Source organism: Dorea hominis (assembly GCF_014287705.1).
GTDB classification, from domain to species: Bacteria; Bacillota; Clostridia; order Lachnospirales; family Lachnospiraceae; genus Dorea_D; species Dorea_D hominis.
In genome coordinates, this window is sequence record NZ_JACOOY010000005.1 from 61,845 (window position 1) to 84,698 (window position 22,854).

Annotated in this window: 21 protein-coding genes and 1 other RNA gene; 17 read left to right on the forward strand and 5 right to left on the reverse strand. The window is 42.4% G+C overall.

Annotated features, from left to right (window positions below):
* Positions 1-26: 26 nt before the first annotated feature.
* The 3 genes from serC (at position 27) to H8S07_RS05120 (ending at position 3,944) form a co-directional block, all read left to right on the forward strand.
* The gene (gene serC / locus H8S07_RS05110; RefSeq protein WP_021860683.1) at positions 27-1,109 is read left to right on the forward strand and encodes a 3-phosphoserine/phosphohydroxythreonine transaminase; all 1,083 of its coding nucleotides are present in this window, start codon (positions 27-29) and stop codon (positions 1,107-1,109) included.
* Position 1,110: 1 nt separating this feature from the next.
* Positions 1,111-2,274 carry a phosphoglycerate dehydrogenase gene (locus H8S07_RS05115; RefSeq protein WP_186855576.1) on the forward strand — a complete coding sequence of 388 codons (1,164 nt, stop codon included), beginning with the start codon at positions 1,111-1,113 and terminating at the stop codon, positions 2,272-2,274.
* Positions 2,275-2,453: 179 nt separating this feature from the next.
* Positions 2,454-3,944, forward strand: coding sequence for a polysaccharide deacetylase family protein (locus H8S07_RS05120; protein ID WP_117537321.1), 1,491 nt, complete (start codon positions 2,454-2,456; stop codon positions 3,942-3,944).
* A gap of 158 nt (positions 3,945-4,102) precedes the next feature.
* Here the strand turns inward: H8S07_RS05120 and H8S07_RS05125 are convergent, their stop codons facing one another.
* A complete protein-coding gene (locus tag H8S07_RS05125) occupies positions 4,103-5,296 on the reverse strand; it encodes a ribose-phosphate pyrophosphokinase (RefSeq protein ID WP_021860679.1) in 1,194 nt (397 codons plus the stop codon).
* A 166-nt stretch (positions 5,297-5,462) separates the two neighbouring features.
* Here H8S07_RS05125 and H8S07_RS05130 point away from each other — a divergent pair, with 166 nt between their 5' ends.
* From H8S07_RS05130 to rnpB, 10 genes are all read left to right on the forward strand, one after another.
* Positions 5,463-6,782, forward strand: coding sequence for a DUF512 domain-containing protein (locus tag H8S07_RS05130; RefSeq protein WP_118288559.1), 1,320 nt, complete (start codon positions 5,463-5,465; stop codon positions 6,780-6,782).
* 46 nt (positions 6,783-6,828) lie between these two features.
* A complete protein-coding gene (der, locus tag H8S07_RS05135) occupies positions 6,829-8,157 on the forward strand; it encodes a ribosome biogenesis GTPase Der (protein WP_186855577.1) in 1,329 nt (442 codons plus the stop codon).
* 2 nt (positions 8,158-8,159) lie between these two features.
* Entirely contained in the window at positions 8,160-8,804 is a 645-nt protein-coding gene (plsY, locus tag H8S07_RS05140; RefSeq protein WP_021860676.1) for a glycerol-3-phosphate 1-O-acyltransferase PlsY, read from the forward strand.
* A gap of 19 nt (positions 8,805-8,823) precedes the next feature.
* Entirely contained in the window at positions 8,824-9,831 is a 1,008-nt protein-coding gene (locus H8S07_RS05145) for an NAD(P)H-dependent glycerol-3-phosphate dehydrogenase (RefSeq protein ID WP_021860675.1), read from the forward strand.
* Between the two features lie 172 nt (positions 9,832-10,003).
* Complete coding sequence (locus H8S07_RS05150; RefSeq protein WP_021860674.1) at positions 10,004-10,489, forward strand: sporulation initiation factor Spo0A C-terminal domain-containing protein; 486 nt, start codon at positions 10,004-10,006, stop codon at positions 10,487-10,489.
* Between the two features lie 86 nt (positions 10,490-10,575).
* Positions 10,576-10,989 carry a hypothetical protein gene (locus H8S07_RS05155; protein ID WP_021860673.1) on the forward strand — a complete coding sequence of 138 codons (414 nt, stop codon included), beginning with the start codon at positions 10,576-10,578 and terminating at the stop codon, positions 10,987-10,989.
* 83 nt (positions 10,990-11,072) lie between these two features.
* Complete coding sequence (gene spoIVA / locus H8S07_RS05160; protein WP_186855578.1) at positions 11,073-12,545, forward strand: stage IV sporulation protein A; 1,473 nt, start codon at positions 11,073-11,075, stop codon at positions 12,543-12,545.
* A gap of 75 nt (positions 12,546-12,620) precedes the next feature.
* On the forward strand, positions 12,621-13,091 hold the full coding sequence (locus H8S07_RS05165) for a MogA/MoaB family molybdenum cofactor biosynthesis protein (RefSeq protein ID WP_021860671.1): 471 nt from the start codon (positions 12,621-12,623) through the stop codon (positions 13,089-13,091).
* 7 nt (positions 13,092-13,098) lie between these two features.
* Complete coding sequence (gene rnhA / locus H8S07_RS05170) at positions 13,099-13,572, forward strand: ribonuclease HI (protein ID WP_021860670.1); 474 nt, start codon at positions 13,099-13,101, stop codon at positions 13,570-13,572.
* A gap of 75 nt (positions 13,573-13,647) precedes the next feature.
* Positions 13,648-13,996: RNase P RNA component class A (rnpB, locus tag H8S07_RS05175), an RNA gene on the forward strand.
* Between the two features lie 256 nt (positions 13,997-14,252).
* Here rnpB and H8S07_RS05180 read toward each other — a convergent pair.
* From H8S07_RS05180 to H8S07_RS14905, 3 genes are all read right to left on the reverse strand, one after another.
* Complete coding sequence (locus tag H8S07_RS05180) at positions 14,253-14,696, reverse strand: aspartate carbamoyltransferase regulatory subunit (RefSeq protein ID WP_186855579.1); 444 nt, start codon at positions 14,694-14,696, stop codon at positions 14,253-14,255.
* Between the two features lie 19 nt (positions 14,697-14,715).
* Positions 14,716-15,633: an aspartate carbamoyltransferase gene (gene pyrB / locus H8S07_RS05185; RefSeq protein ID WP_186855580.1), complete on the reverse strand. Its 918-nt coding sequence runs from the start codon at positions 15,631-15,633 to the stop codon at positions 14,716-14,718.
* 70 nt (positions 15,634-15,703) lie between these two features.
* Entirely contained in the window at positions 15,704-16,087 is a 384-nt protein-coding gene (locus H8S07_RS14905) for a putative ABC transporter permease (protein WP_117537315.1), read from the reverse strand.
* 91 nt (positions 16,088-16,178) lie between these two features.
* Here H8S07_RS14905 and pheA point away from each other — a divergent pair, with 91 nt between their 5' ends.
* The 3 genes from pheA (at position 16,179) to H8S07_RS05205 (ending at position 20,015) form a co-directional block, all read left to right on the forward strand.
* Entirely contained in the window at positions 16,179-17,309 is a 1,131-nt protein-coding gene (pheA, locus tag H8S07_RS05195) for a prephenate dehydratase (protein WP_021860667.1), read from the forward strand.
* An 86-nt stretch (positions 17,310-17,395) separates the two neighbouring features.
* Entirely contained in the window at positions 17,396-18,685 is a 1,290-nt protein-coding gene (locus H8S07_RS05200) for an ATP-binding protein (protein ID WP_186855581.1), read from the forward strand.
* 1 nt (position 18,686) lies between these two features.
* Positions 18,687-20,015, forward strand: coding sequence for an MATE family efflux transporter (locus H8S07_RS05205; protein ID WP_186855582.1), 1,329 nt, complete (start codon positions 18,687-18,689; stop codon positions 20,013-20,015).
* A gap of 70 nt (positions 20,016-20,085) precedes the next feature.
* On the opposite strand, the gene H8S07_RS05210 is transcribed toward H8S07_RS05205, so the two are convergent.
* A complete protein-coding gene (locus H8S07_RS05210) occupies positions 20,086-21,825 on the reverse strand; it encodes an Rqc2 family fibronectin-binding protein (RefSeq protein ID WP_186855583.1) in 1,740 nt (579 codons plus the stop codon).
* A 144-nt stretch (positions 21,826-21,969) separates the two neighbouring features.
* Between H8S07_RS05210 and H8S07_RS05215 the strand changes: the two genes are divergently transcribed.
* The gene (locus H8S07_RS05215; protein WP_118519244.1) at positions 21,970-22,851 is read left to right on the forward strand and encodes a YicC/YloC family endoribonuclease; all 882 of its coding nucleotides are present in this window, start codon (positions 21,970-21,972) and stop codon (positions 22,849-22,851) included.
* Positions 22,852-22,854 lie beyond the last annotated feature (3 nt).

Below are 22,854 nucleotides of genomic sequence, written 5' to 3' on the forward strand. Positions count from 1 at the left end.
TAAATTAGCTAGATGGAGGAACGACTATGAAAAGAGTGTACAATTTTTCAGCAGGACCGGCAGTTTTGCCGGAAGAGGTATTAAAAGAAGCAGCAGACGAGATGTTGGATTACAATGGAACCGGCATGTCGGTAATGGAAATGAGTCATCGTTCGCAGTCGTTCCAAGAAATTATTGACACTGCAGAAGCGGATATTAGAGAACTGATGAACATTCCGGATAACTATAAAGTGCTCTTTTTACAGGGTGGTGCATCACAGCAGTTTGCCATGATCCCGATGAACCTGATGAAGAACAGAGTGGCAGATTATATTATTACCGGACAGTGGGCAAAAAAAGCCGCAGCAGAAGCAGAAAAATACGGAAAAGTAAACCGTATCGCATCTTCTGCTGATAAAACATTTTCTTATATCCCAGATTGCAGTGATCTCCCGGTTTCTGAAGATGCAGACTATGTATATATTTGTGAAAATAATACGATTTATGGAACAAAATACAAAACATTACCGAATACAAAGGGCAAGACGCTGATAGCAGATGTATCTTCCTGCTTCCTGTCCGAACCGGTAGATGTAAGCAAATATGGTGTGATCTATGGCGGTGTCCAGAAGAACATCGGACCTGCAGGAGTAGTGATTGTGATCATCCGTGAAGATCTGATCACAGAAGATGTACTGCCGGGTACACCGACAATGCTGACTTACAAGACACAGGCAGATGCAAAATCTCTGTATAACACACCACCGGCTTATGGCATTTATATTTGCGGAAAAGTATTTAAATGGCTGAAAAAACAGGGCGGTCTGGCTGCCATGAAAGAGCGTAATGAAAAGAAAGCAAAGATCCTGTATGATTATCTGGATCAGAGTAAACTGTTCAAAGGAACAGTTGTAAAAGAAGATCGTTCTCTGATGAATGTTCCTTTTGTTACAGGAGATGAAGAACTGGATGCGAAATTTGTAAAAGAAGCAAAAGCTGCAGGACTGGAGAATCTGAAAGGACATCGTACAGTCGGAGGTATGCGTGCAAGTATATACAATGCAATGCCGATTGAAGGCGTAGAAGCATTAGTTGCATTTATGAAGAAATTTGAAGAGGAGAATCTGTAGTATGTATAAATATCATTGCCTGAATCCAATCTCTCAGGTGGGGCTGGATCAGTTGACAGAAGAATATACACCTGTAAACGAGGCGAAAGAAGCAGATGCGATTCTGGTCAGAAGCGCTGTTATGCATGAGATGGAATTTTCAAAAGATCTGAAAGCAGTGGCAAGAGCCGGAGCCGGCGTGAATAACATTCCATTGGAGCGATGCGCAGAAGAAGGTATTGTTGTATTTAATACACCGGGTGCAAACGCAAACGGAGTTAAAGAACTGGTGCTGGCAGGCATGCTGCTCGCATCCAGAGATATCATTGGCGGTATTGGCTGGGTACAGGAAAATGAAGAAGACGGCAATATTGCCAAAGACGCAGAAAAGGCGAAGAAAGCATTTGCAGGCTGTGAGCTGGAAGGAAAGAAACTTGGAGTGATCGGTCTTGGAGCAATCGGAGTTCTGGTTGCCAATGCAGCGACACACCTTGGCATGGATGTGTATGGATATGATCCGTATGTGTCTGTTGATTCTGCATGGAGACTTTCCAGAAGTATCCATCATGCTAAAACAGTGGATGAGTTATACAGTGACTGTGATTATATTACGATTCATGTTCCGGCACTGGACAGCACAAAAGGAATGATCGATAAGCATGCGATTAGTCTGATGAAAGACGGAGTAGTAATACTGAATTTTGCAAGAAATATTCTTGTAGATGAAGAAGCAATGGTAGATGCACTTGTATCCGGACATGTGAAACATTACGTGACAGATTTCCCGACACCTACAGTGACAGGAGTAAAAGGTGCAATTGTTATCCCGCATCTGGGAGCATCTACAGAAGAAGCAGAAGACAATTGTGCAGTAATGGCAGCAAAACAGCTGAAAGATTATCTGGAAAATGGAAATATAAAAAATTCTGTCAATTATCCGGACTGTGATATGGGCATTCGTGGAGAGAATACGAGATTATTGCTTCTGCACCACAATGTACCGAATATGATCGGCCAGTTTACAACGATTTTGGCAAAAGATAATATGAATATTGCAGATCTTACAAATAAGAGTAAAGGTAAATATGCATATACAATGATCGACATTGATTCACCGGTGCCGGCAGGTGTTGTAGAAGAATTAAAAGCGGTAGGAGAGGTACTCCGGGTTCGTATTCTGGCTTAAAATTATAGGACAGATGATGCAATCCCCTTGATTTTCAGTAATTGGAATTCAAGGGGATTTTTGTAACAATCTTAAAGGATTCTTAATAAAAAAGTAATATTACTTTCATTGCGAATTATGTCGAAGAAGAGTATACTGAATAAGTGTTGAAAAAGATTATGGAATGAGGGGGAATACGAATGAGTGGCACAAGGCATCAATATGGAATTAAGCAACATGAGCAGAGACGAAAAAGGGATCGGCAGATGCGCTGTCTGATTACAATTGTCGCAGTATGTATCGTATTAATTCTTGCATATATGATAGCCGGAGTTCTTCGTAAAAAAGCTGTACTGACACTGCAATTTGAGAATGTTGCAATATTGCAGGGAGAAGATGTTCCAACATTGAAGGCGAAGGTAAAAGTTGAGAAGGATGATGGACCTACGTTGGACAAGAAAAGCAAATATACATCAAAGGATTTTATCAGAGATCTGAAAAAGGGAAAAGGCTATAAGATTATCTGTAAAGTTGATCCGAAGACAGAGGGAAGTTATAAAGCAACAATTAAGCTGAGTGAGTCCTTACAGAAGAAGCTGGATGATGACTGGAGTAAGAAAATACAGCTTACAGTCAAGGACGGAAAAGTCCGTGTAAAGAATAAAGTCGGACGGTGGGAGAAGAATAAATTTAAACGTTACGATGGTACTTATGTCAAATCTGATTTTGTTGTATCCCGTGGTGATACTTATTATTTTGATGAGAATGGCAAGATGGCGACTGGCTGGCATACAATTAAGAGTACAACATATCATTTCAATAAAAAAGGAATCATGCAGACCGGCTGGCAGAAGAATGGCTCGGATAAGTATTATATGACGAAGTCCGGAGGAGCAGTAACCGGCTGGCAGAAGATTGGAAAGAATACATATTATTTTGAAAATGATGGAAAGATGGTAACCGGCGAAGTGAATATTGGTCTGTCTGTCTGCAAATTTGACAAAAAAGGTAATCTGATTTCTAAAAAAGCGGGAAAAGTTGATCCGAAGAAACCTATGGTAGCGCTTACATTTGATGATGGCCCGGGACCAAGAACGCTGGAGCTGTTGAAGGCATTGGAGAAGTACAACGCACATGCAACATTCTTTATGGTCGGACAGAATGTTTCTATTCATAAAGATGCATTGAAGAAGATGAAAGAGATTGGTTGTGAGTTGGGAAATCATTCTTATAATCATGCGAATCTTTCAAAACAGGATGCCAAGGGCCTGAAGGATCAGGTAGATAAGACCAATGATCTGATAAAAGGAATAGTCGGAAGAGGAGCAACTGTGCTTCGACCTCCATATGGAGCAATCGGTGGTGTTATGCATGAGAAGGTTAAGATGCCGATGATCCTGTGGAATATTGATACTTTAGACTGGAAGACAAGAAATGCGCAGAAGACGATTGAAACGGTTATGAACAATGTAGGGGATGGTGATATCGTCCTGATGCATGATATTCATACAGAAAGTGTGGATGCTGCATTGAAACTGATCCCGAAACTGGAAAAAGAGGGCTATCAACTTGTGACAATTTCTGAGATGGCAGAAGCCAAAGGTCAGAAGCTGGAGAATGGTGAGAAGTATTGTGACTTTACGGCAAAGACACTAAGCAGAGCAAAAGAAAATCAGGAATCAGAAGAATAGAAGTTATAAATAAAAAGGAAAGATGATTCGCAGAGTATGCAAGTCACCTTTCTTTTTTTGCTGTTGTTGTATTAGTATAAATTGCCGATAACAGATTCTCCCAGGTATTATAATAATTTGGAAGAATTGTTATCATCATTTTATAATCTATGTAAGAATTAAATAATATGTCTGGCAGCAAGATCAGTGTTATGTCTGTCGAGCAGTTTGTGAATCTTATCTGTCGGAACGAGTACGGAACTCATTGTGATATCATGATTCAGAGAATCGATGATCAGCGCAATGAATTTACTCATATCGGCAACTACGAAATAAGGCTTCTCAAGTGCAGTCGGTGGAAGATAAGTAAGGTTTGTTGTAATTACGCGGTCGATATACCCTGCTTCATAATATTCATCAAACTTTTCAAAGCCTTCTGTAAATAAGCCGAAAGTTGTGCAGACAAATACACGGCGGGCGCCACGCTCTTTGATCTGTTTTGCAACGTCTAACATACTCTCACCGGAAGAAATCATATCATCAATGATGATAATGTTCTTGCCCTTGATATCTGTACCGAGAAATTCGTGGGCAACGATCGGGTTTTTCCCATTTACGATGGTAGAATAATCACGGCGTTTGTAGAACATTCCCATATCTACACCAAGTACGTTTGAAAAATAAACGGCACGATGCATTGCACCTTCATCCGGGCTTACGATCATCAGATGATCTTTGTCTACAATCAGATCCGGTTCAGCGCGGAGCAGTGCTTTCATAAACTGATACGGTGGGTTGAAACTGTCAAATCCGTGTAATGGAATTGAATTCTGTACACGTGGATCATGAGCATCGAAAGTGATGATATTGCTGACACCCATATCGATCAGTTCCTGAAGTGCGAGTGCACAGTCCAGAGATTCTCGTTTGGTACGTTTATGCTGTCTGCTCTCATACAGAAATGGCATGATTACATTCACACGGTGTGCTTTTCCGTTTGCAGCAGAAATGATTCGTTTCAGATCCTGATAATGATCATCCGGTGACATATGGTTCAAATGACCACTTACAGTATAGGTTAAACTGTAGTTGCAGACGTCAACCATTACAAAAAGATCTTTTCCACGGATGGATTCACCAAGAAGTCCCTTGGATTCACCAGTGCCGAAACGTGGACAGTCACAGTCAATCAGATAGTTGTCGGTACTGTACGCACGGAATAAAGGAGAAGTGTGATTCTCTGTCAGTGTGTTCTGGCGAAAAGAAACAATATAATCATTTACTTTCTTTCCGAGATCAATACAACTTGCATGTGCGGCAATCTTTAACGGTGCCACCGGTAAAGAGGATTCCATTAATTTTATGTTTGGCATAATAATCTCCTTAAGTATATTTTTTCGCTTATAGCTCTTATTTATTTATACCACTATTTATAGGAACAGGTCAATCTTTCCAAATGACTATTTTTCCTCTTCTTGTCAATTCTGTCTATGTAAGTTATAATAATATAGTTAAAGAGAAAGGAAACAGGGCGTATATATGAAACATGTACACATTGTTGATAAAGTTCTTCCGGGAAGTATCGCAGAAGAACTGGAAATTGAAAAAGGAGACAGGCTGATTTCGATCAACGGACAGGAGATTGGGGATGTTTTTGACTATCACTTTCTGGTAAATGATGACTTTCTGACGGTGCTCATTGAAAAGTCGACGGGAGAACAGTGGGAACTGGAGATTGAGAAAGATTACGAGGATGATCTGGGAATTGAATTTGGACAGGGACTGATGGATGAATATCGTTCCTGCAGGAATAAATGTATGTTTTGCTTTATTGATCAGATGCCGAAGGGGATGCGCGAGACATTATATTTTAAAGATGATGATTCTAGACTGTCTTTTTTACAGGGGAATTATATCACCCTGACGAATATGAGTGATGATGATGTGGACCGTATCATACGGTATCATCTGGAGCCGATCAATATATCCTTTCATACGACGAACCCAGAACTTCGCTGTAAGATGCTGCATAACCGGTTTGCAGGTGAAGCACTTAAGAAGATCGACCGGCTGTATGAAGGTGGAATTACGATGAACGGTCAGATCGTATTATGTAAAGGTGTGAACGATGGCGAGGAGCTGGAGAGGAGCATACGTGACATGATGAAGTATCTTCCGTGTCTTCAGAGCGTGTCGGTTGTACCGGTTGGGCTTACGAAATACAGAGAAGGACTGTATCCGCTGGAATCATTCACGAAGGAAGATGCGAAAGAAGTGCTGTCCATTATCCATAAATGGCAGAAAAAGGCATATGATGAATATGGTTATCATTTCATTCATGCCGGAGATGAATGGTATATTCTCGCTGAAGAAGAGATGCCGGAAGAGGAACGCTATGATGGTTATCTGCAACTGGAGAACGGTGTTGGCATGATGCGGCTTTTACAGAATGAATTTGCAGAAGAATATGCCGGGCTGGAGGGGGATGACACAGAACGTGAAGTGTCAATTGCGACAGGAGTGCTGGCGTATCCATTGATTTGTAGGATGGCATCGGCGATTGAAAAGAAATACACAAAGACAAAGATCCATGTCTATGGTATACGCAATGATTTCTTTGGAGAGAAGATTACCGTGTCAGGGTTGATTACCGGAAGAGATCTGATCAGCCAGCTTACGGATCAGCCGCTTGGAACATGTCTGCTTCTTCCATGTAATATGGTGCGTATACAGGAGCAGGATTTTCTGGACGATCTGACAAGAGATCAGGTAGAAGAGGCTTTACAAGTAAAGACAGATATTGTAAAATCAAGCGGGCGAGATTTTATAGAAGCCGTTTTGAAACACGAAAAAGAATAACAGATAACAAAAGATTCATAAAGATATAAAGTATAGGAGATAAAAGATGAGTAAACCAGTAGTGGCTATCGTAGGAAGGCCGAATGTAGGAAAGTCAACGCTTTTCAATGTGCTGGCAGGCGAGAAGATATCGATTGTAAAAGATACTCCGGGAGTAACAAGAGATCGTATTTATGCAGACACCAGCTGGCTTGACAGAGACTTTACATTAATCGATACCGGTGGTATTGAACCAGAGAGCAAGGATATTATTATTTCACAGATGAGAGAGCAGGCGCAGATCGCAATTGATACTGCGGATGTGATCGTTTTCATTACAGATGTAAGACAGGGACTGGTGGATGCCGATTCGAAAGTAGCAGATATGCTCAGACGTTCCGGCAAACCGGTCGTGCTTGTTGTCAATAAAGTGGACAGTTTTCAGAAATTCATGGCAGATGTATATGAGTTTTATAATCTGGGAATCGGTGATCCACATCCGATTTCTGCATCTTCACGTCTCGGGATCGGCGATATGTTAGATGCTGTGATCAAGTATTTTCCGAAACATACCGGGGAAGAGGAAGAGGATGAACGTCCACGCGTGGCAATCGTCGGCAAGCCGAATGTTGGAAAGTCTTCGATCATCAACAAGCTGGTCGGAGAAGACCGTGTAATCGTATCAGATATTGCCGGTACAACAAGAGATGCAATTGATACGAACATTATGCATAATGGAAAAGAATATGTATTTATCGATACAGCAGGACTCCGCCGCAAGAATAAGATCAAAGAAGAACTGGAACGTTACAGTATTATCCGTACAGTAACTGCGGTGGAACGTGCAGATGTGGTGCTGATCGTGATCGATGCAGAAGAAGGCGTGACAGAACAGGATGCGAAGATTGCCGGGATCGCACATGAGAGAGGAAAAGGCATCATTATTGTTGTGAACAAATGGGATGCAATTGAGAAGAATGATAAGACAATGCGTGAGTATGAGAATGAAGTTCGAAGAATTCTTTCATTTATGCCTTATGCAGAGATTATGTATGTGTCTGCAAAGACGGGGCAGAGACTTCCGAAATTATTCGATATGATCGACATGGTGATCGAGAATCAGACACTTCGTGTTGCTACAGGTGTCCTGAATGAGATTATGTCAGAGGCGGTTGCCATGCAGCAGCCACCGTCAGACAAAGGAAAACGTCTGAAGCTTTACTATATTACGCAGGTTGCGGTTAAACCGCCGAGTTTTGTCATCTTTGTAAATGACAAAGAGCTAATGCATTTTTCATATACCAGATATCTGGAGAATAAGATCAGGGAAGCTTTTGGCTTTAAGGGAACTTCACTGAAGTTTTTTATTCGTGAGCGAAAGGAGAAAGACCGTTAGTTATGGAACGTATCGTATGTTTGGTGATCGGCTATATATTTGGACTGTTCCAGACCGGTTATCTCTATGGAAAGGCACATCATGTAGATATCCGCAAACAGGGAAGCGGCAACGCAGGAACAACGAATGCACTCCGCACAATGGGCTGGAAAGCAGGAGCGGTGACATTTTTAGGTGACTGCTTCAAATGTGTATTCGCAGTAGTGGTCGTGCATCTTCTGTTTGCGAAAAATTATGGAGACATTCTTCCGCTTCTTTCTATGTATGCAGGAATGGGTGCGGTGCTTGGACACAACTATCCGTTTTACATGCATTTTAAAGGAGGCAAGGGAATTGCGGCTACGGCAGGTCTTCTTGTCAGTACAACAAATGTATGGATGGTACTGATCTGTCTTGTGTCTTTCGTTTTGATCGTAGGAGTGACCAGATATGTATCACTCGGATCACTGGCAGTTGTTATCATTTATCTGATAGAGATTATTGTATATGGGAAGATGGGCGGATTTGGAATGCAGGGTGCGCATTTAATGGAAATGTATATTATCGCTGCACTTCTGATGCTGTCTGCATTTTACAAGCACAAAGAAAATATCAAACGTCTGTTAGCCGGTACAGAGAACAAACTCAGTGTCGGTAAAAATAAATAAAATGTTAGGAGGAGGTATTATGGTAAAAGTAGGTATTATGGGAGCCGGAAGTTGGGGAACTGCACTGGCACTTTTGCTTCATTCCAACGGACATGAAGTGACAGTATGGTCGATCAGTGAAGAGGAAGTGCAGATGCTTTCGGAAAAGAGAGAACATGAATCAAAACTTCCGGGTGTTAAGATTCCGGAGGATATGATCTTTACTTCCGATATGGAGTCTGCGATCAAAGGAAAAGATTTTCTTGTTCTTGCGGTTCCGTCTAAATTTACAAGAAGCACGGCACGGAGTATGAAACCGTATGTTGCAGATGGACAGATTATTGTCGATGTTGCAAAGGGTATTGAGGAAGATACGCTGATGACGCTGTCACAGCAGATCGAGGAAGAAATCCCGCAGGCGGATGTGGCAGTTTTATCCGGACCGAGTCATGCAGAAGAAGTTGGACGCGGACTTCCGACAGCAGTCGTAATCGGGGCAAAGACAGAAGAGACAGCCGCTTATCTGCAGGATAAGTTTATGAATAAAGTATTCCGTGTGTATATCAGTCCGGATATGCTGGGTATGGAGCTGGGAGGTTCTCTGAAAAATGTAATCGCTCTGGCTGCAGGTATTGCAGATGGACTTGGCTATGGCGATAATACAAAAGCTGCGCTTATTACAAGAGGAATTGCTGAGATTGCCCGGCTTGGTGTAAAAATGGGCGGAAGTATCGAGAGTTTTACAGGCCTTACCGGAATCGGTGATCTGATCGTAACCTGTGCCAGTGTACACAGCCGTAACCGTAAGGCGGGCTATCTGATGGGCCAGGGAATGTCCATGCAGGAAGCGATGGATGAAGTGAAGATGGTAGTTGAAGGTGTATACTCAGCGAAAGCTGCTGCAAAGCTTGGAAAGAAATACGATGTGGCACTTCCAATCGTTAATAAAGTGAATGAAGTGCTGTTTGAAGGAAAAGATCCGAGAGAAGCAGTAGATGAACTGATGCTACGTGACAGCAAAACAGAACATATGACATTAAAATGGTAAAAATATAAATATGACATTTGTTGCGAAGAGCCACTTGATTGTATGTGTCAAGTGGCTCTTCGCAACAATATATGTAAATACTCTGTAGAAAACAGAGAAAAATACCGATATAATAGAGTTAAGTTAATAGCAGTGGTTGAAAACGGCTGGCTGAAGTATCATAGGGGAACTTATGGACGAGAGTAGAGGAAAAAGTATCAATGTAAACCTGAAACTGGAACTGCAGTACGGAGAAAGAAATTGCTTCCTGGAAGGAAACTTTCAAATAAGAACGGACAAAGAAAATGGCTTTATTATCCGGGAAGATTACAGACAGAGTATCAGAAAAGAATTACAAGGATTAGGATTCCCATCCAGTGCCTGTGGCACGATTTATCTGGAAGAGGGGATCTTTTATTTTATCCAGAAACAAAAACGACAGATCAGCATTACAAAAGAACTGTATCCGGCTGTGGCGGAAAAATACAGCACGAATGCAGCAAATGTAGAGAGGAATATAAGGACAACAATTGAAAAAGTCTGGACGAGAGGAAATTTACAGAGACTGGATGACTTTGGCAGTGGGATGATCGAGTATAAGACAGGACGGCCGACAAACGGAACCGTCATTCATACACTGGCAAGAAAAGTGCAGGAGTCATCCGTGCAAGGTCGATAAAGGTCGATAAACAGGTGGAAAAAACGAATACTTTCAGGAAATGAATGTGCTATGTTTAAAACAAAAACAGATGGGGGAGTAAATTTATGGCTTTAGCACATCAATTTATAGTAAGGGGAATGAAAGAAGAATTATTGATTCCGTCGGAACAAGAGTATATTTTTGTATCGGATCACCTGATGCGGTATATTCAGGATAGTATGAGATGGATTCATACAAGCTGGAATGACCAGATCGAGCTGGAAGGATTCCCGGACGAGGGATTCGCTGTAATCACGGAAATGGAAGTAGAGCGGATACTGGAGATCATACGACCGTGGAAGGCATTGTTTCTTGCGTCGCCGGAAAATTTCTGCCTGACGATACAGGAAGATTCGGATATCTGTTACCGGGAAGTACCGGTGACAAGACGGGAAGTTATAGAAGAGATGGAAGGATGGATCGGGATCTGCGATCTTGCATTAAAACAACACAGCCAGCTTGTTTATCAGGGACTGTGAAAACAAAAAAACAAAGAGAAACGTGTTCTAAACGGATGTGTTGGCGGCATAAACTGTTATCAGCATAACAAGGGGGTATTCATATGGACACGTTTCAGATGTACGAGGATATAAAAGCAAGAACGAACGGAGAAATCTATATAGGTGTGGTCGGACCTGTGCGGACCGGAAAATCTACATTTATCAAGAGATTTATGGATGTGCTGGTGCTGCCTTATATGGAGGATGAGCATGCAAAGGCACGGACAAGAGATGAATTGCCACAGTCCGGTTCCGGAAAAACAATTATGACAACCGAACCGAAATTCGTTCCAAAGGAAGCGGCAGTCATTCATTTGCAGGAAGACCTGAACCTGAAACTCCGGCTGATCGACTGTGTAGGCTATATGGTAAACGGGGCAACGGGGCATCTGGAAGAAAATGCACAACGGATGGTGAAGACTCCCTGGTTTGAAGAAGAGATCCCGTTTACACATGCAGCGGAAGTGGGCACAAGAAAAGTGATCCATGAGCATGCGACGATCGGGATTGTAGTAACAACAGATGGAACAATCACAGAAATAGATAGAGAGGCATATCTGGAAGCAGAACGAAAGACGATCATGGAATTACAGAACATTGGCAAGCCGTTTGTTGTATTGGTAAATTCAAAGAAACCATATGCAAAAGAGGCGCAGGAAACAGCCGAGTGGCTGGAAGAAACTTATGGTGTCCGTGCGCTGACTGTGAACTGTGAAAAGTTAAAACCGGAGGATATTACAAAAATCATGGAGACAGTTCTCTATGAATTTCCAGTTTCAGAAATCGAATTTTTTGTCCCGAAATGGGTGGAGATGTTGCCGGCGGATCATGAGATCCGGAAAGAAGTAATCAGCTATGTCCGAAAAATTCTTGATATGTACGGTCGGATACAGGACGTGGCAGGAAAAGTGCCGGAATGGGACAGCAGTTACATAGATCGTGTACATATACGGAATATTGAGACAGACACAGGCCGCATACAAATACAGATCGACGTTGGCGAGAGTTATTATTATGAGTGGATGACGTCTCTTACAGGAACACCGATCCGTGGTCAGTATGAACTGATCGATGCAATGCGAAAGCTTACGAAGCTGAAAGAAGAATATGAAGGAATCCGGGATGCGCTTGCGTCTGTACGGATGCGTGGGTATGGCATGGTGAGTCCAAGGAAAGAAGAAATCGAACTGGATGAGCCGGAACTGATCCGGCAGGGAAATAAATTCGGTGTAAAGATCCACACGCAGGCGCCATCGATCCATCTGATCCGAGCCAATGTGGAGACGGAGATCGCGCCGATCGTTGGAAATGAGCAGCAGGCACAGGATCTTCTGAAATATCTGAAAGAGCAGTCTGAAGAAAAAGAAGGCATCTGGGAGACAAATATTTTCGGAAAATCAGTAGAAGAGCTCGTAATGGACGGCATGCGCGGGAAAATGGCGGCGATCAACGAAAAGAGTCAGGAAAAACTACAGGATACAATGAAGAAGATCGTAAATGACAGCAATGGCGGAATGGTCTGTATTATAATTTAAGGATTGCATTCTTGTATCAAAAGCGTTAAAATTCTACTATATGGACAACAGAAAGAGGTTTTATGGAGGTACGATATGAAAGTAGCAATTTTAACTGCAAATACGCAGGTATATAAAGAACAGGAAGAAGATAAAGGCGGAAAGGTTATCCGCAAGATTGTGGAAGAAGCAGGACAGCATGTGATCTTTGCAAAAGCACTTCCTGTAGATAAGAAGGTATTATCTACAGTTATGCAGAGAATGGCAGATGGTAATATGGCAGACATTATCTTGACAACAGGCGGAGCCGGATGCGCAGCGGGAGATGTTACACCGGAAGCAACAACAGAGATTCTTGACAGACCAGTACCGGGGATTCCGGAAGCAATCCGTATGCACTTGATGCATCTGACAAAACGTTCTATGTTAAACCGTGGTGTTGCCGGATTCAGAGGTAATACACTGATCGTGAACCTTCCGGGAAAAGCAGGTGCAGCCAAAGAGTCTCTGGAATATATTCTTCCAGAAATCGTTCATGCAGCAGAATTAGGTCAGAAAGAGAATTAGGAATCATATGCAGGTAAAGATATATACAGACGGTGCGGCGAGGGGAAACCCGGACGGACCGGGAGGATATGGAGCAGTGCTTGAGTATGTAGATCCGAAAGGAACACTGCATACGAAAGAACTGTCACAGGGATATAAAAAGACAACGAATAACCGGATGGAATTAATGGCAGTGATCGTGGCACTGGAAGCGTTAAACAGACCGTGCGAGGTGGAATTATATTCGGATTCCAAGTATGTTGTAGATGCTTTTAACCAGCATTGGATTGACAGCTGGCTGAAGAAGGGATGGAAGCGCGGCAAGAATGAGCCGGTGAAGAATGCAGATCTCTGGAAACGTCTGTTGAAAGCAAAAGAACCTCACCAGGTTACATTTATCTGGGTGAAGGGACATGACGGACACCCGCAGAATGAACGGTGCGACACACTTGCCACAACTGCGGCAGATGGAAATGACCTGATTGATGATACGATCCAGTAGATATAGAAGTGTAAGTAAAACAAAGAAAAATTGATATTGCAGTTCTGAAAGATATGTGTTATATTTATTAAATTGCAAGTAAGACAGGTAATCGCGGCTGTCAGGACCGAAAGGGGACAGGCGAGGAAAGTCCGGGCTTCACAGGGCAGGATGCCGGATAACGTCCGGTGGAGGTGACTCCAAGGCAAGTGCAACAGAAATATACCGCCTGTGCATGCAGGTAAGGGTGGAATGGCAGTTTAAGAGACTACCGCTTCTCTGGTAACAGCGAAGGCAGATGTAAACCCCATCCGAAGCAAGACCGGATAAAGACGATGTGGCGGCCCGTCACGTCTTAGGTAGGTCGCTTGAACCTGCCGGTAACGGCAGGTCTAGAAAGATGATTACCCAACGACATAACTCGGCTTATCGTTTTGCTTGCATATATTTATGAAACGATTTGAAAAATGTATTATAGATGATGCTATCCGTTCCAAGCTGATTTGGATTTTAGTTTGTCATCATAATAAAAAGCAGCTCGATATGAGCTGCTTTTTATGTTATGGCGACGAGGAAAACGCGTCATGCTTGATGATAGCATTGACAACCGCTAATCAGCGAACAAAACTCGCAAAGCGTGTTTCGTCGCTGTGCCAGAATGATTCAAATAAGCTATTAATGTCAGCTTTACTTGTGTTAAATTAACCGCGTCCGTGATATTTCTCTTCGCAGTAGAGACAGCGGTATACTTCTTTTTCTGGATCAGTCAGTACGAAGACATGATCCAGTCCCTGCTCGATAGAAGTAATGCAGCGCGGATTTTTACAGCGGATCACATTTGTGATCTTCTTCGGAAGATGAAGTGCTTTCTTGTCTACGATTTGTGAGTCTTTAATAATATTTACTGTAATATTATGATCGATGAATCCGAGAATATCCAGATCCATAAAGTCGATCGGACACTCGATCTTCATAATATCTTTCTTGCCCATCTTACTGCTTTTCGCATTTTTGATAATAGCGACACAACAGTCCAGTTTGTCCAGGTGCAGATATTTATAAATATCCATGCTTCGTCCTGCCTGAATATGATCCAGAACAAAACCTTCTTCGATTTTTCCAACACTTAATGTATTATTTAACATGATTATGTATGCTCCCTTCTTATACTTCAATCTCTAACAATGTAAGGATCAGAGCCATACGGATATAAACACCGTACTGTGCCTGTTTGAAATAAGCGGCTCTCGGATCATCATCTACTTCTACGGAGATTTCATTTACTCTTGGAAGAGGATGAAGGACATACATATCTTCCGGGGCAAGCTTCATCTTAGCGGCATCCAGAATATAAAAGTCTTTCATGCGTACATAATCTTCTTCGTTGAAGAAACGTTCTTTCTGTACACGTGTCATGTAGAGAAGATCCAGTTTTGGAAGTGCATCTTCCAGACGTTCTACTTCCTCGTAAGGGATATTCTTCTTATCCAATACATCGGAACGGATGTAGCCTGGAAGTTTTAATTCTTCCGGGGAAATAAGTACAAAACGGATACCTGGATATCTTACTAATGCATGGATCAGAGAGTGTACAGTACGTCCGAATTTCAGATCGCCGCAGAGACCGATCGTCATATTATCCAGATGTCCTTTTAAAGAACGGATTGTAAGAAGATCAGCTAAAGTCTGGGTCGGATGCTGGTGTCCGCCGTCCCCGGCATTGATAACCGGGATACCGGAATGTTTGCATGCAACAGTTGCGGCACCTTCTTTTGGATGGCGCATTGCACAGATATCTGCATAGCAAGATATCATGCGGAGTGTATCGGAAACGCTTTCGCCTTTTGTGGCAGAGCTTGAATTAGCAGAAGAAAAACCTAGAACATTACCGCCAAGATTATACATCGCTGCTTCATGACTTAAACGGGTACGTGTACTAGGTTCATAAAATAAAGTTGCCAGTGTCTTGCCTGCACAGGCATGTGCGTATTTCTCCGGGGTGGCTTCAATATCGTTCGCCAAATCCATCAGTTTATCAAGTTCTCCCACAGAAAAATCCAGTGGACTAATCAAATGTCTCATAAAAAACCTCCTGTTATTTTCAAATCTATTGAAAATCTTTCATACATCATATAATAAATAAAAAGGTTTTTCAATGTCTGCAGAGAATTTTTTCAAAGAATAATCCGGTGAAAAACCATAATGGTGCATAGTCCAGCCGGATTAGTCCGCGGATCTGGAAGCGTGCATGGCTGTAATTCCACGGACATGCATGGAAGTGCCTGAGGAGGCTTCCGGTCGTATATTCTGTAAAGAAAATACAGACGGTGTAAAAGCACCCACGTACAAAGGCAGGAAAATGCTGGATCCGTCGGCAGATAGGAGAGAACAGGCATGCCATTCCGTAGATGGGGAACATCCAGATGGAAGTGTGTCCGGTTAATGTGTGGTTGTCTTTTTTCAGGGAACGAAGACCGGTATAGAGAATTTCGATACACCAGCCGAACATTCCGCATTGGAGAAATTTTCGCTTCATGGAAGATAGTATAAGGAGGAAATGTAGATTTTATACGCAAAATGTATTATAATAATTGACGGTTTATGTAAAAAAGCGAGGAGAACAGACGATGGCATCATTAGAAGAATTGAGATTGCAGTTAGATGAGATAGATGATCAGATGGTCCGCCTGTACGAAGAACGTATGAAAGTATGTGCACAGGTCGGCGAGTATAAGATCAAGAATGGGAAGAAGGTTCTGGACCGCCAGAGAGAGAAGAATAAATTACAGGCAGTGTCAGAGAAAGCTTCTTCTGAATTTAATAAAAAAGGTGTACGTGAATTGTATGAGCAGTTAATGTCCATGAGCCGTAAATTACAGTACCAGCAGCTTGTAAAGGCAGGAGCACTTGGGAGACTTCCGTTTATTGAGATGGAATCCCTGGATGCGAAAAATGCAAGAATCGTATTTCCGGGAACAGAAGGTGCATACAGTCAGGCAGCTACAAAAGATTATTTTGGTGAAAATTGCAATAGTTTTTATGTGCGGACATTCCGTGAAGCAATGGAAGCGATCGAAGATGGGGCAGCAGATTATGCCGTGCTGCCAATTGAGAATTCAACAGCCGGCTCCGTAGATGAGATGTACGATCTGCTTGTTGAGTTTGAAAATTATATCGTAGGTGAGACAATCATTCCGATCATTCATACACTGTCCGGAGTTCCGGGAGCAAAACTTACAGATATTGAACGTGTGTATTCCAAAGGCGTTGCGTTGATGCAGGCATCACATTTTTTGGATGACCACAGCGACTGGCAGCAGATCAGTGTGGCGAATACAGCGATTGCGGCGCGTAAGATACGGGATGACAAAGATCAGGCACAGGCAGCTGTATGCAGTGCTTATGCGGCAGAGGTACACGGATTAGAAATATTAGAAGAGAATATCAATGATGATCAGACAAACTGTACACGCTTTATTGTGGTTACAAACCAGAAAGTATTTTTAAAGCACGCACAGAAGATCAGCATCTGCCTGGAACTGCCACATGAGAGCGGTTCGCTGTACAGACTGCTGTCGCATTTCATTTACAATGATCTGAATATGACACGGATTGAATCCCGCCCGATTGAGGGAAAAAACTGGGAGTATCGTTTCTTTATTGATTTTGAAGGAAATATGGCAGATCCGGCTGTGAAAAATGCAATCCGCGGACTGAGAGAGGAAAGCCGTAATATGAGGATCCTTGGAAATTATTAGTTTCAGTATATATAATTTCTGCAATGTACAGGATAGTAAGAGCGAATAAAAGTGTAAGTGACAGGAGATAAGCAAGGAGCAAGAAGATGAGAACAAAAGAATTAATGCTTTACAAACATATGGAAGACGGTCAGATCCTGACGGATATGACGTTCCTGATGGAAAACTATGATAACGATTATTATAATACAGAAGATATGAAAAGTCTGCTGTTTGAGCAGATGAATGACCTTTTAGAACTGTCAGCGAGTCATGGATTTGAAGGAAATCTGTGGCATACATATCTTACATACCTTCTGGCAAGCCATGAAAATGCATACAGTACTTCCTGTGAGATTACAGGAGCAATCGATGGAAGTCTGAACCAGGTTGCGCTGCATGATTTTGAGATATTCAAAGAATTATTTGATTATGATTTTAGAAAGATGGAAGAGGCATTTGGCGTGGATTGCATATCCATGATCAAAGAATATGTAGGAGACAGCAGTCACGGTAATGTATTTAACAAGCGTATCCGTGACCGTATCTGTGATCTGGCAAAGAGCCTCGCAGAAGCAGAAGACGCACAGGATTTCAAAGAGAAAATAACAGGATTTTATAAGGAATTCGGCGTTGGAAAACTGGGACTTCACAAAGCATTCCGGATTGAGCATACAGATGAGAGTGCACAGATCGTGCCGATCACCAAGATTGCACATGTACACCTGGATGATCTGGTTGGATATGAGATCGCAAAGAAGAAGCTGATTGATAATACGAAGGCATTCGTAGAAGGAAAACGTGCAAATAACTGTTTGTTATTCGGAGATGCAGGAACCGGTAAATCCACATCCATCAAGGCAATCCTGAATCAGTATTATGATCAGGGACTGCGTATGATCGAAGTGTACAAGCATCAGTTCCAGGATCTGAATGACGTGATCGCACAGATCAAAAACCGGAATTATAAATTTATCATTTACATGGATGATCTTTCTTTTGAAGAATTTGAAATTGAGTACAAATATCTGAAAGCGGTCATTGAAGGCGGTCTGGAGAAGAAACCGGATAATATTCTGATCTATGCAACATCGAACCGCAGACATCTGATCCGTGAAACATTCAAGGACAAAGAAGACAGAGACGAAGAGCTTCATACAAATGATACCGTGCAGGAAAAATTATCGTTGGTTGCCCGTTTTGGCGTTACGATTTACTTTGGAAAACCGGCGAAGAAGGAATTTCAGGAGATCGTACTTGCTCTTGCAGAAAAGAATGGCATAGATATGCCGGAAGATGAACTGCTTCTGGAAGCAAATAAGTGGGAATTAAGCCACGGCGGCTTATCCGGACGAACAGCACAGCAGTTTATTGACTATCTCCTGGGGACAAGATAACATGCAAAAAGATCTGACACATGGAAATGTACAAAGAACGATGCTTGTATTTGCAGGACCGATGATTGTCGGAAATCTTCTGCAACAATGTTACAACATTGCGGATACATGGGTAGTCGGACAATTTCTGGGAGCGGGAGCGCTGGCGGCAGTCGGGGCGGCATATACGCTTATGACATTTCTGACATCTGTCTTGATCGGACTGTGTATGGGGAGCGGCAGCGTTTTTTCCTTTTACTATGGAAAAGGAGATAAAAGAAAGATGCAGGAATCGATCCTTGCATCTTTTCTCTTTATCGGAATCATTTCTGTGATTTTAAATATTGCTGTATTTGCAGGAATGGACCTGATTCTTAAGCTGATGCGGATACCGGAAGATATCTATACATATATGAAAAAATATGTATGGGTGATCTTCTGGGGAATCTTCTTTGTATTTTTGTATAATTTTTTTGCGTATTTGCTGAGAGCAGTTGGAAATTCGGTAACGCCGCTTCTCTTTCTGGCAATCGCATCTATGCTGAATATTATTCTTGATCTTTTGCTTGTTGTGAAATGGAAAATGGGAGTTGGAGGAGCTGCGTGGGCGACCGTGATTGCGCAGATCATATCGGGAGTCGGAATCGGCTACTATCTTTGGAAGAAGGAGCCGGAGCTACGCTTCATAGGAAATGGCATTTCATTGAAGGAGGCATGTTCAAAAGAAGTACTGCCGGAAGTGGTACGGTTTTCGCTAGCCGCAAGTGTGCAGCAGTCGGTGATGAATTTCGGTATCCTGATGATCCAGGGACTGATCAACAGTTTTGGAACTGCGGTAATGGCAGCTTATGCAGCGGCAGTGAAGATTGATTCCTTTGCCTACATGCCGGCACAGGAGTTCAGTAATTCGTTCTCTATCTTTACATCGCAGAATTATGGCGCAAAAGATGAAAAACGAGTGAAAGAAGGCGTGCGGGCAGCAGTGAAAACATCTCTTATCTTCTGTGGAATTGTATCTGTGCTGATCTTTTTGTTTGCAAGACCGCTGATGCTGATCTTTGTGAAAGCAACCGAAGTGAAAGTATTGCAGATTGGTGTACAGTATTTGCGGATTGAAGGCGCATTTTACTGTGGAATCGGACTTCTGTTTCTTCTGTATGCTTATTACCGTGGAACTGGGAAACCGGAAATGTCGGTTGTGCTGACTGTGATTTCTCTTGGAACACGGGTGTTGCTTGCGTATACACTGGCACCATTACTGGGAGTGCGGATGATCTGGTGGGCAATTATAATCGGATGGTTTCTTGCTGATATAACGGGAGTTTTATATATGAAGAAAAAGAAGATATGAGTTTTTTCACACAGGACGGGATAATATAGAAAACATTATGGGAGATATGACAGAAAAAGTCGTGCGGGGATTAATCCTGCACGGCTTTTATATTGCTGATATCAGAGTCGATCATGAGAGAGTAGTTGGTGTAATAAACTACAAATCCCGGTCTGGCCCCATTTGGTTTTTTTACATGTTTTTTCTCTACATAATCAATCTCAACTTTATCGCTGCCACGGCTCTTGGAATAGTATGCAGCAAGTCTTCCGGCTTCTTCAAAAGTACGATCCGGAAGTTCATCCCCATTCGTTTTGACGATGACATGGGAACCCGGAGCACCTTTTGCGTGGAACCACCAGTCACCGCCATTTGCGAAAGAGAAGGTCAGTTCATCGTTCTGCAGATTGTTTTTGCCGACGTAGATGTGATAACCATCGGAAGAGATATAGTGCATTGGTTTGTTTTTTAATTTCACTTTCTTTTTCGTATATTTTCGGCGGACATAACCGCTTTCGATCAGTTCTTCCTTAATTTGTGCCAGATCTGCTTCGCTTCGGGCAATATCCAGAGCGTTGCTAATCGATTCCAGATAGTGGATATCGTCACCAGTTTCTGTGAGAAGTTTTGACAGTGCTTCAAAAGTACGTTTCTGCTTATTATAACGTGCAAAATACTTCTGGGAATTCTCCTGTGGTGTTTTGACCGGATCAAGCGGAATAGTGATCTCTTTGCCGGTGTAATAGTTAAGTGCTGTCAGTTCTTTTGTACCCGGTGCAAGATTGTATCCATAGGTATTGATCAGTTCTCCGTAAACTTTGTATTTTTCCCGGTTTTCAGTATCTTTTAACTGCTTTTTCTGCAGGTCGTATTTCTTACGTGCACGTTCTAATGCAGTCTGGACAACGTGACGCAGGTCTGCACTTTTCTGTCGGATTCTTGTCAGCGTGTTCTTCGTTGCATAGTAAATATGGAGTACTTCGCTGATCGAATCGTATTCCTGCTTTGTAAAAGTATCAAAATGTGATAACAGAAGTGCAGAAAATTCTTTTGGCGTCTCACCATCTGTGTAGATGACCGGGTGAAAATTCCCTGCTTTTACATCTTCTATATAATAAGAAAACTGACGATACAGATGGAACAGAAGATCGTCTTCGTATTCTTTTGGCGTTATACCGGAATCCATGCCGGCAAGAAAGCAGATGTCTTCTGCGATTACCGGGCTGATACCTGTGAAACTTGTATAGATCGCTTTGCCCAGCGGGCATGGTTTTTCTTTTAATGTGAAAATAAAAGTATCAGCATCTACCGTCAGAGGGTTTTTTTTACCCATTGTATCCGGAATAAAATACGGTCTGCCCGGCAATACTTCACGTACAGAACTCATCTGTGCGGAGATGTGCTTGATACTGTCGATGATCCGTCCGTCTGCATCGCAGAAAATAATATTGCTATGTTTGCCCATAATCTCAACAACCAGTGTCTTCTGGCAGAGATCACCTAAATCGTCCAGATGCTCGATCTGGATCTGTATAATCCGTTCCAGTCCCGGCTGTGTGATCCTGGTAATGCGTCCGTTTCCGATATGTTTGCGCAGAAGCATGCAGAAATTCGGCGCATTCATCGGACTTGGCTTATTCACATTTGTCAGATAAATAAGCGGTAAAGATGCACTGGCTGAGATATATAGGCGCTTTTGCCCTTGTGGTGTCTTTATTGTAAAGAGTAGCTCATCGGTTTCCGGCTGTGCGATCTTGGCAATCCGCCCGCCGGAGAGCTGCTCGGTAAGTTCTTTTGTAACTGCTGCAACAGTTGTTCCGTCAAATGCCATAAAAATAGCTCCTTTCTGTCTGATTTCAGGCTCATTTGTATAGTATATCATAGTTGACTCTGTTTTCCAAATGGCTTATAATGGACGATGGAAAACGGTCTGTAATATGTAGAGCGTTAATAAAACAGGAACGAGGTTTCTATTATGATAAAGAGTATGACGGGATTCGGACGTTGTGAGGTGACCGACGGAGAACGTAAATTTACAGTTGAGATGAAAAGCGTGAACCATCGATATCTGGATGCCAATATCCGTATGCCGAAGAAATTAAATTTTTTCGAGACATCTATCCGTAATCATTTAAAAAAAAGTGTGCACAGAGGAAAAGTCGATATATTTATCAATTATGAGGATTCTTCAGAGGGACAGGTTGTATTGAAATATAATGAGGCACTGGCAACTGAGTATCTGTCTTATTTTAAACAGATGGAAGAGAAATTCTCACTGGAGAATGACATCCGTGTATCTGCGCTTTCACGTTATCCGGAAGTCATTACGATGGAAGAGCAGGCTGTTGACGAAGAGGAACTGTGGAAGGGACTTAAGAAGGCACTGGACGGTGCTGTGAAGCAGTTTGTTGAGACGAGAACGCTGGAGGGAGAGAATCTTAAGAAAGATCTGATCGAAAAACTGGATCATCTGCTGACACTGGTTGAACAGATTGAAGAGCGTTCCCCGAAGATTATTGCGGAGTATCGTGAGAAGTTGGAAAATAAAGTAAAAGAACTTCTCGAAGATACACAGATTGAGGAGAGCAGGATCGCAGCAGAAGTTGTGATCTTCGCAGATAAGATTTGTACCGATGAAGAAGTGGTACGCTTGAGAAGTCATGTTGTACATATGAAAGAGACTCTGGAATCAGAAGACAGTGGAATCGGACGTAAGCTGGATTTCATTGCGCAGGAGATGAACAGGGAAGCGAATACAATCCTGTCAAAGGCGAATGATCTGGAGATTTCCAATATCGGAATCGAATTGAAGACAGAGATTGAAAAAGTCAGAGAACAGATTCAGAATATCGAATAAGAA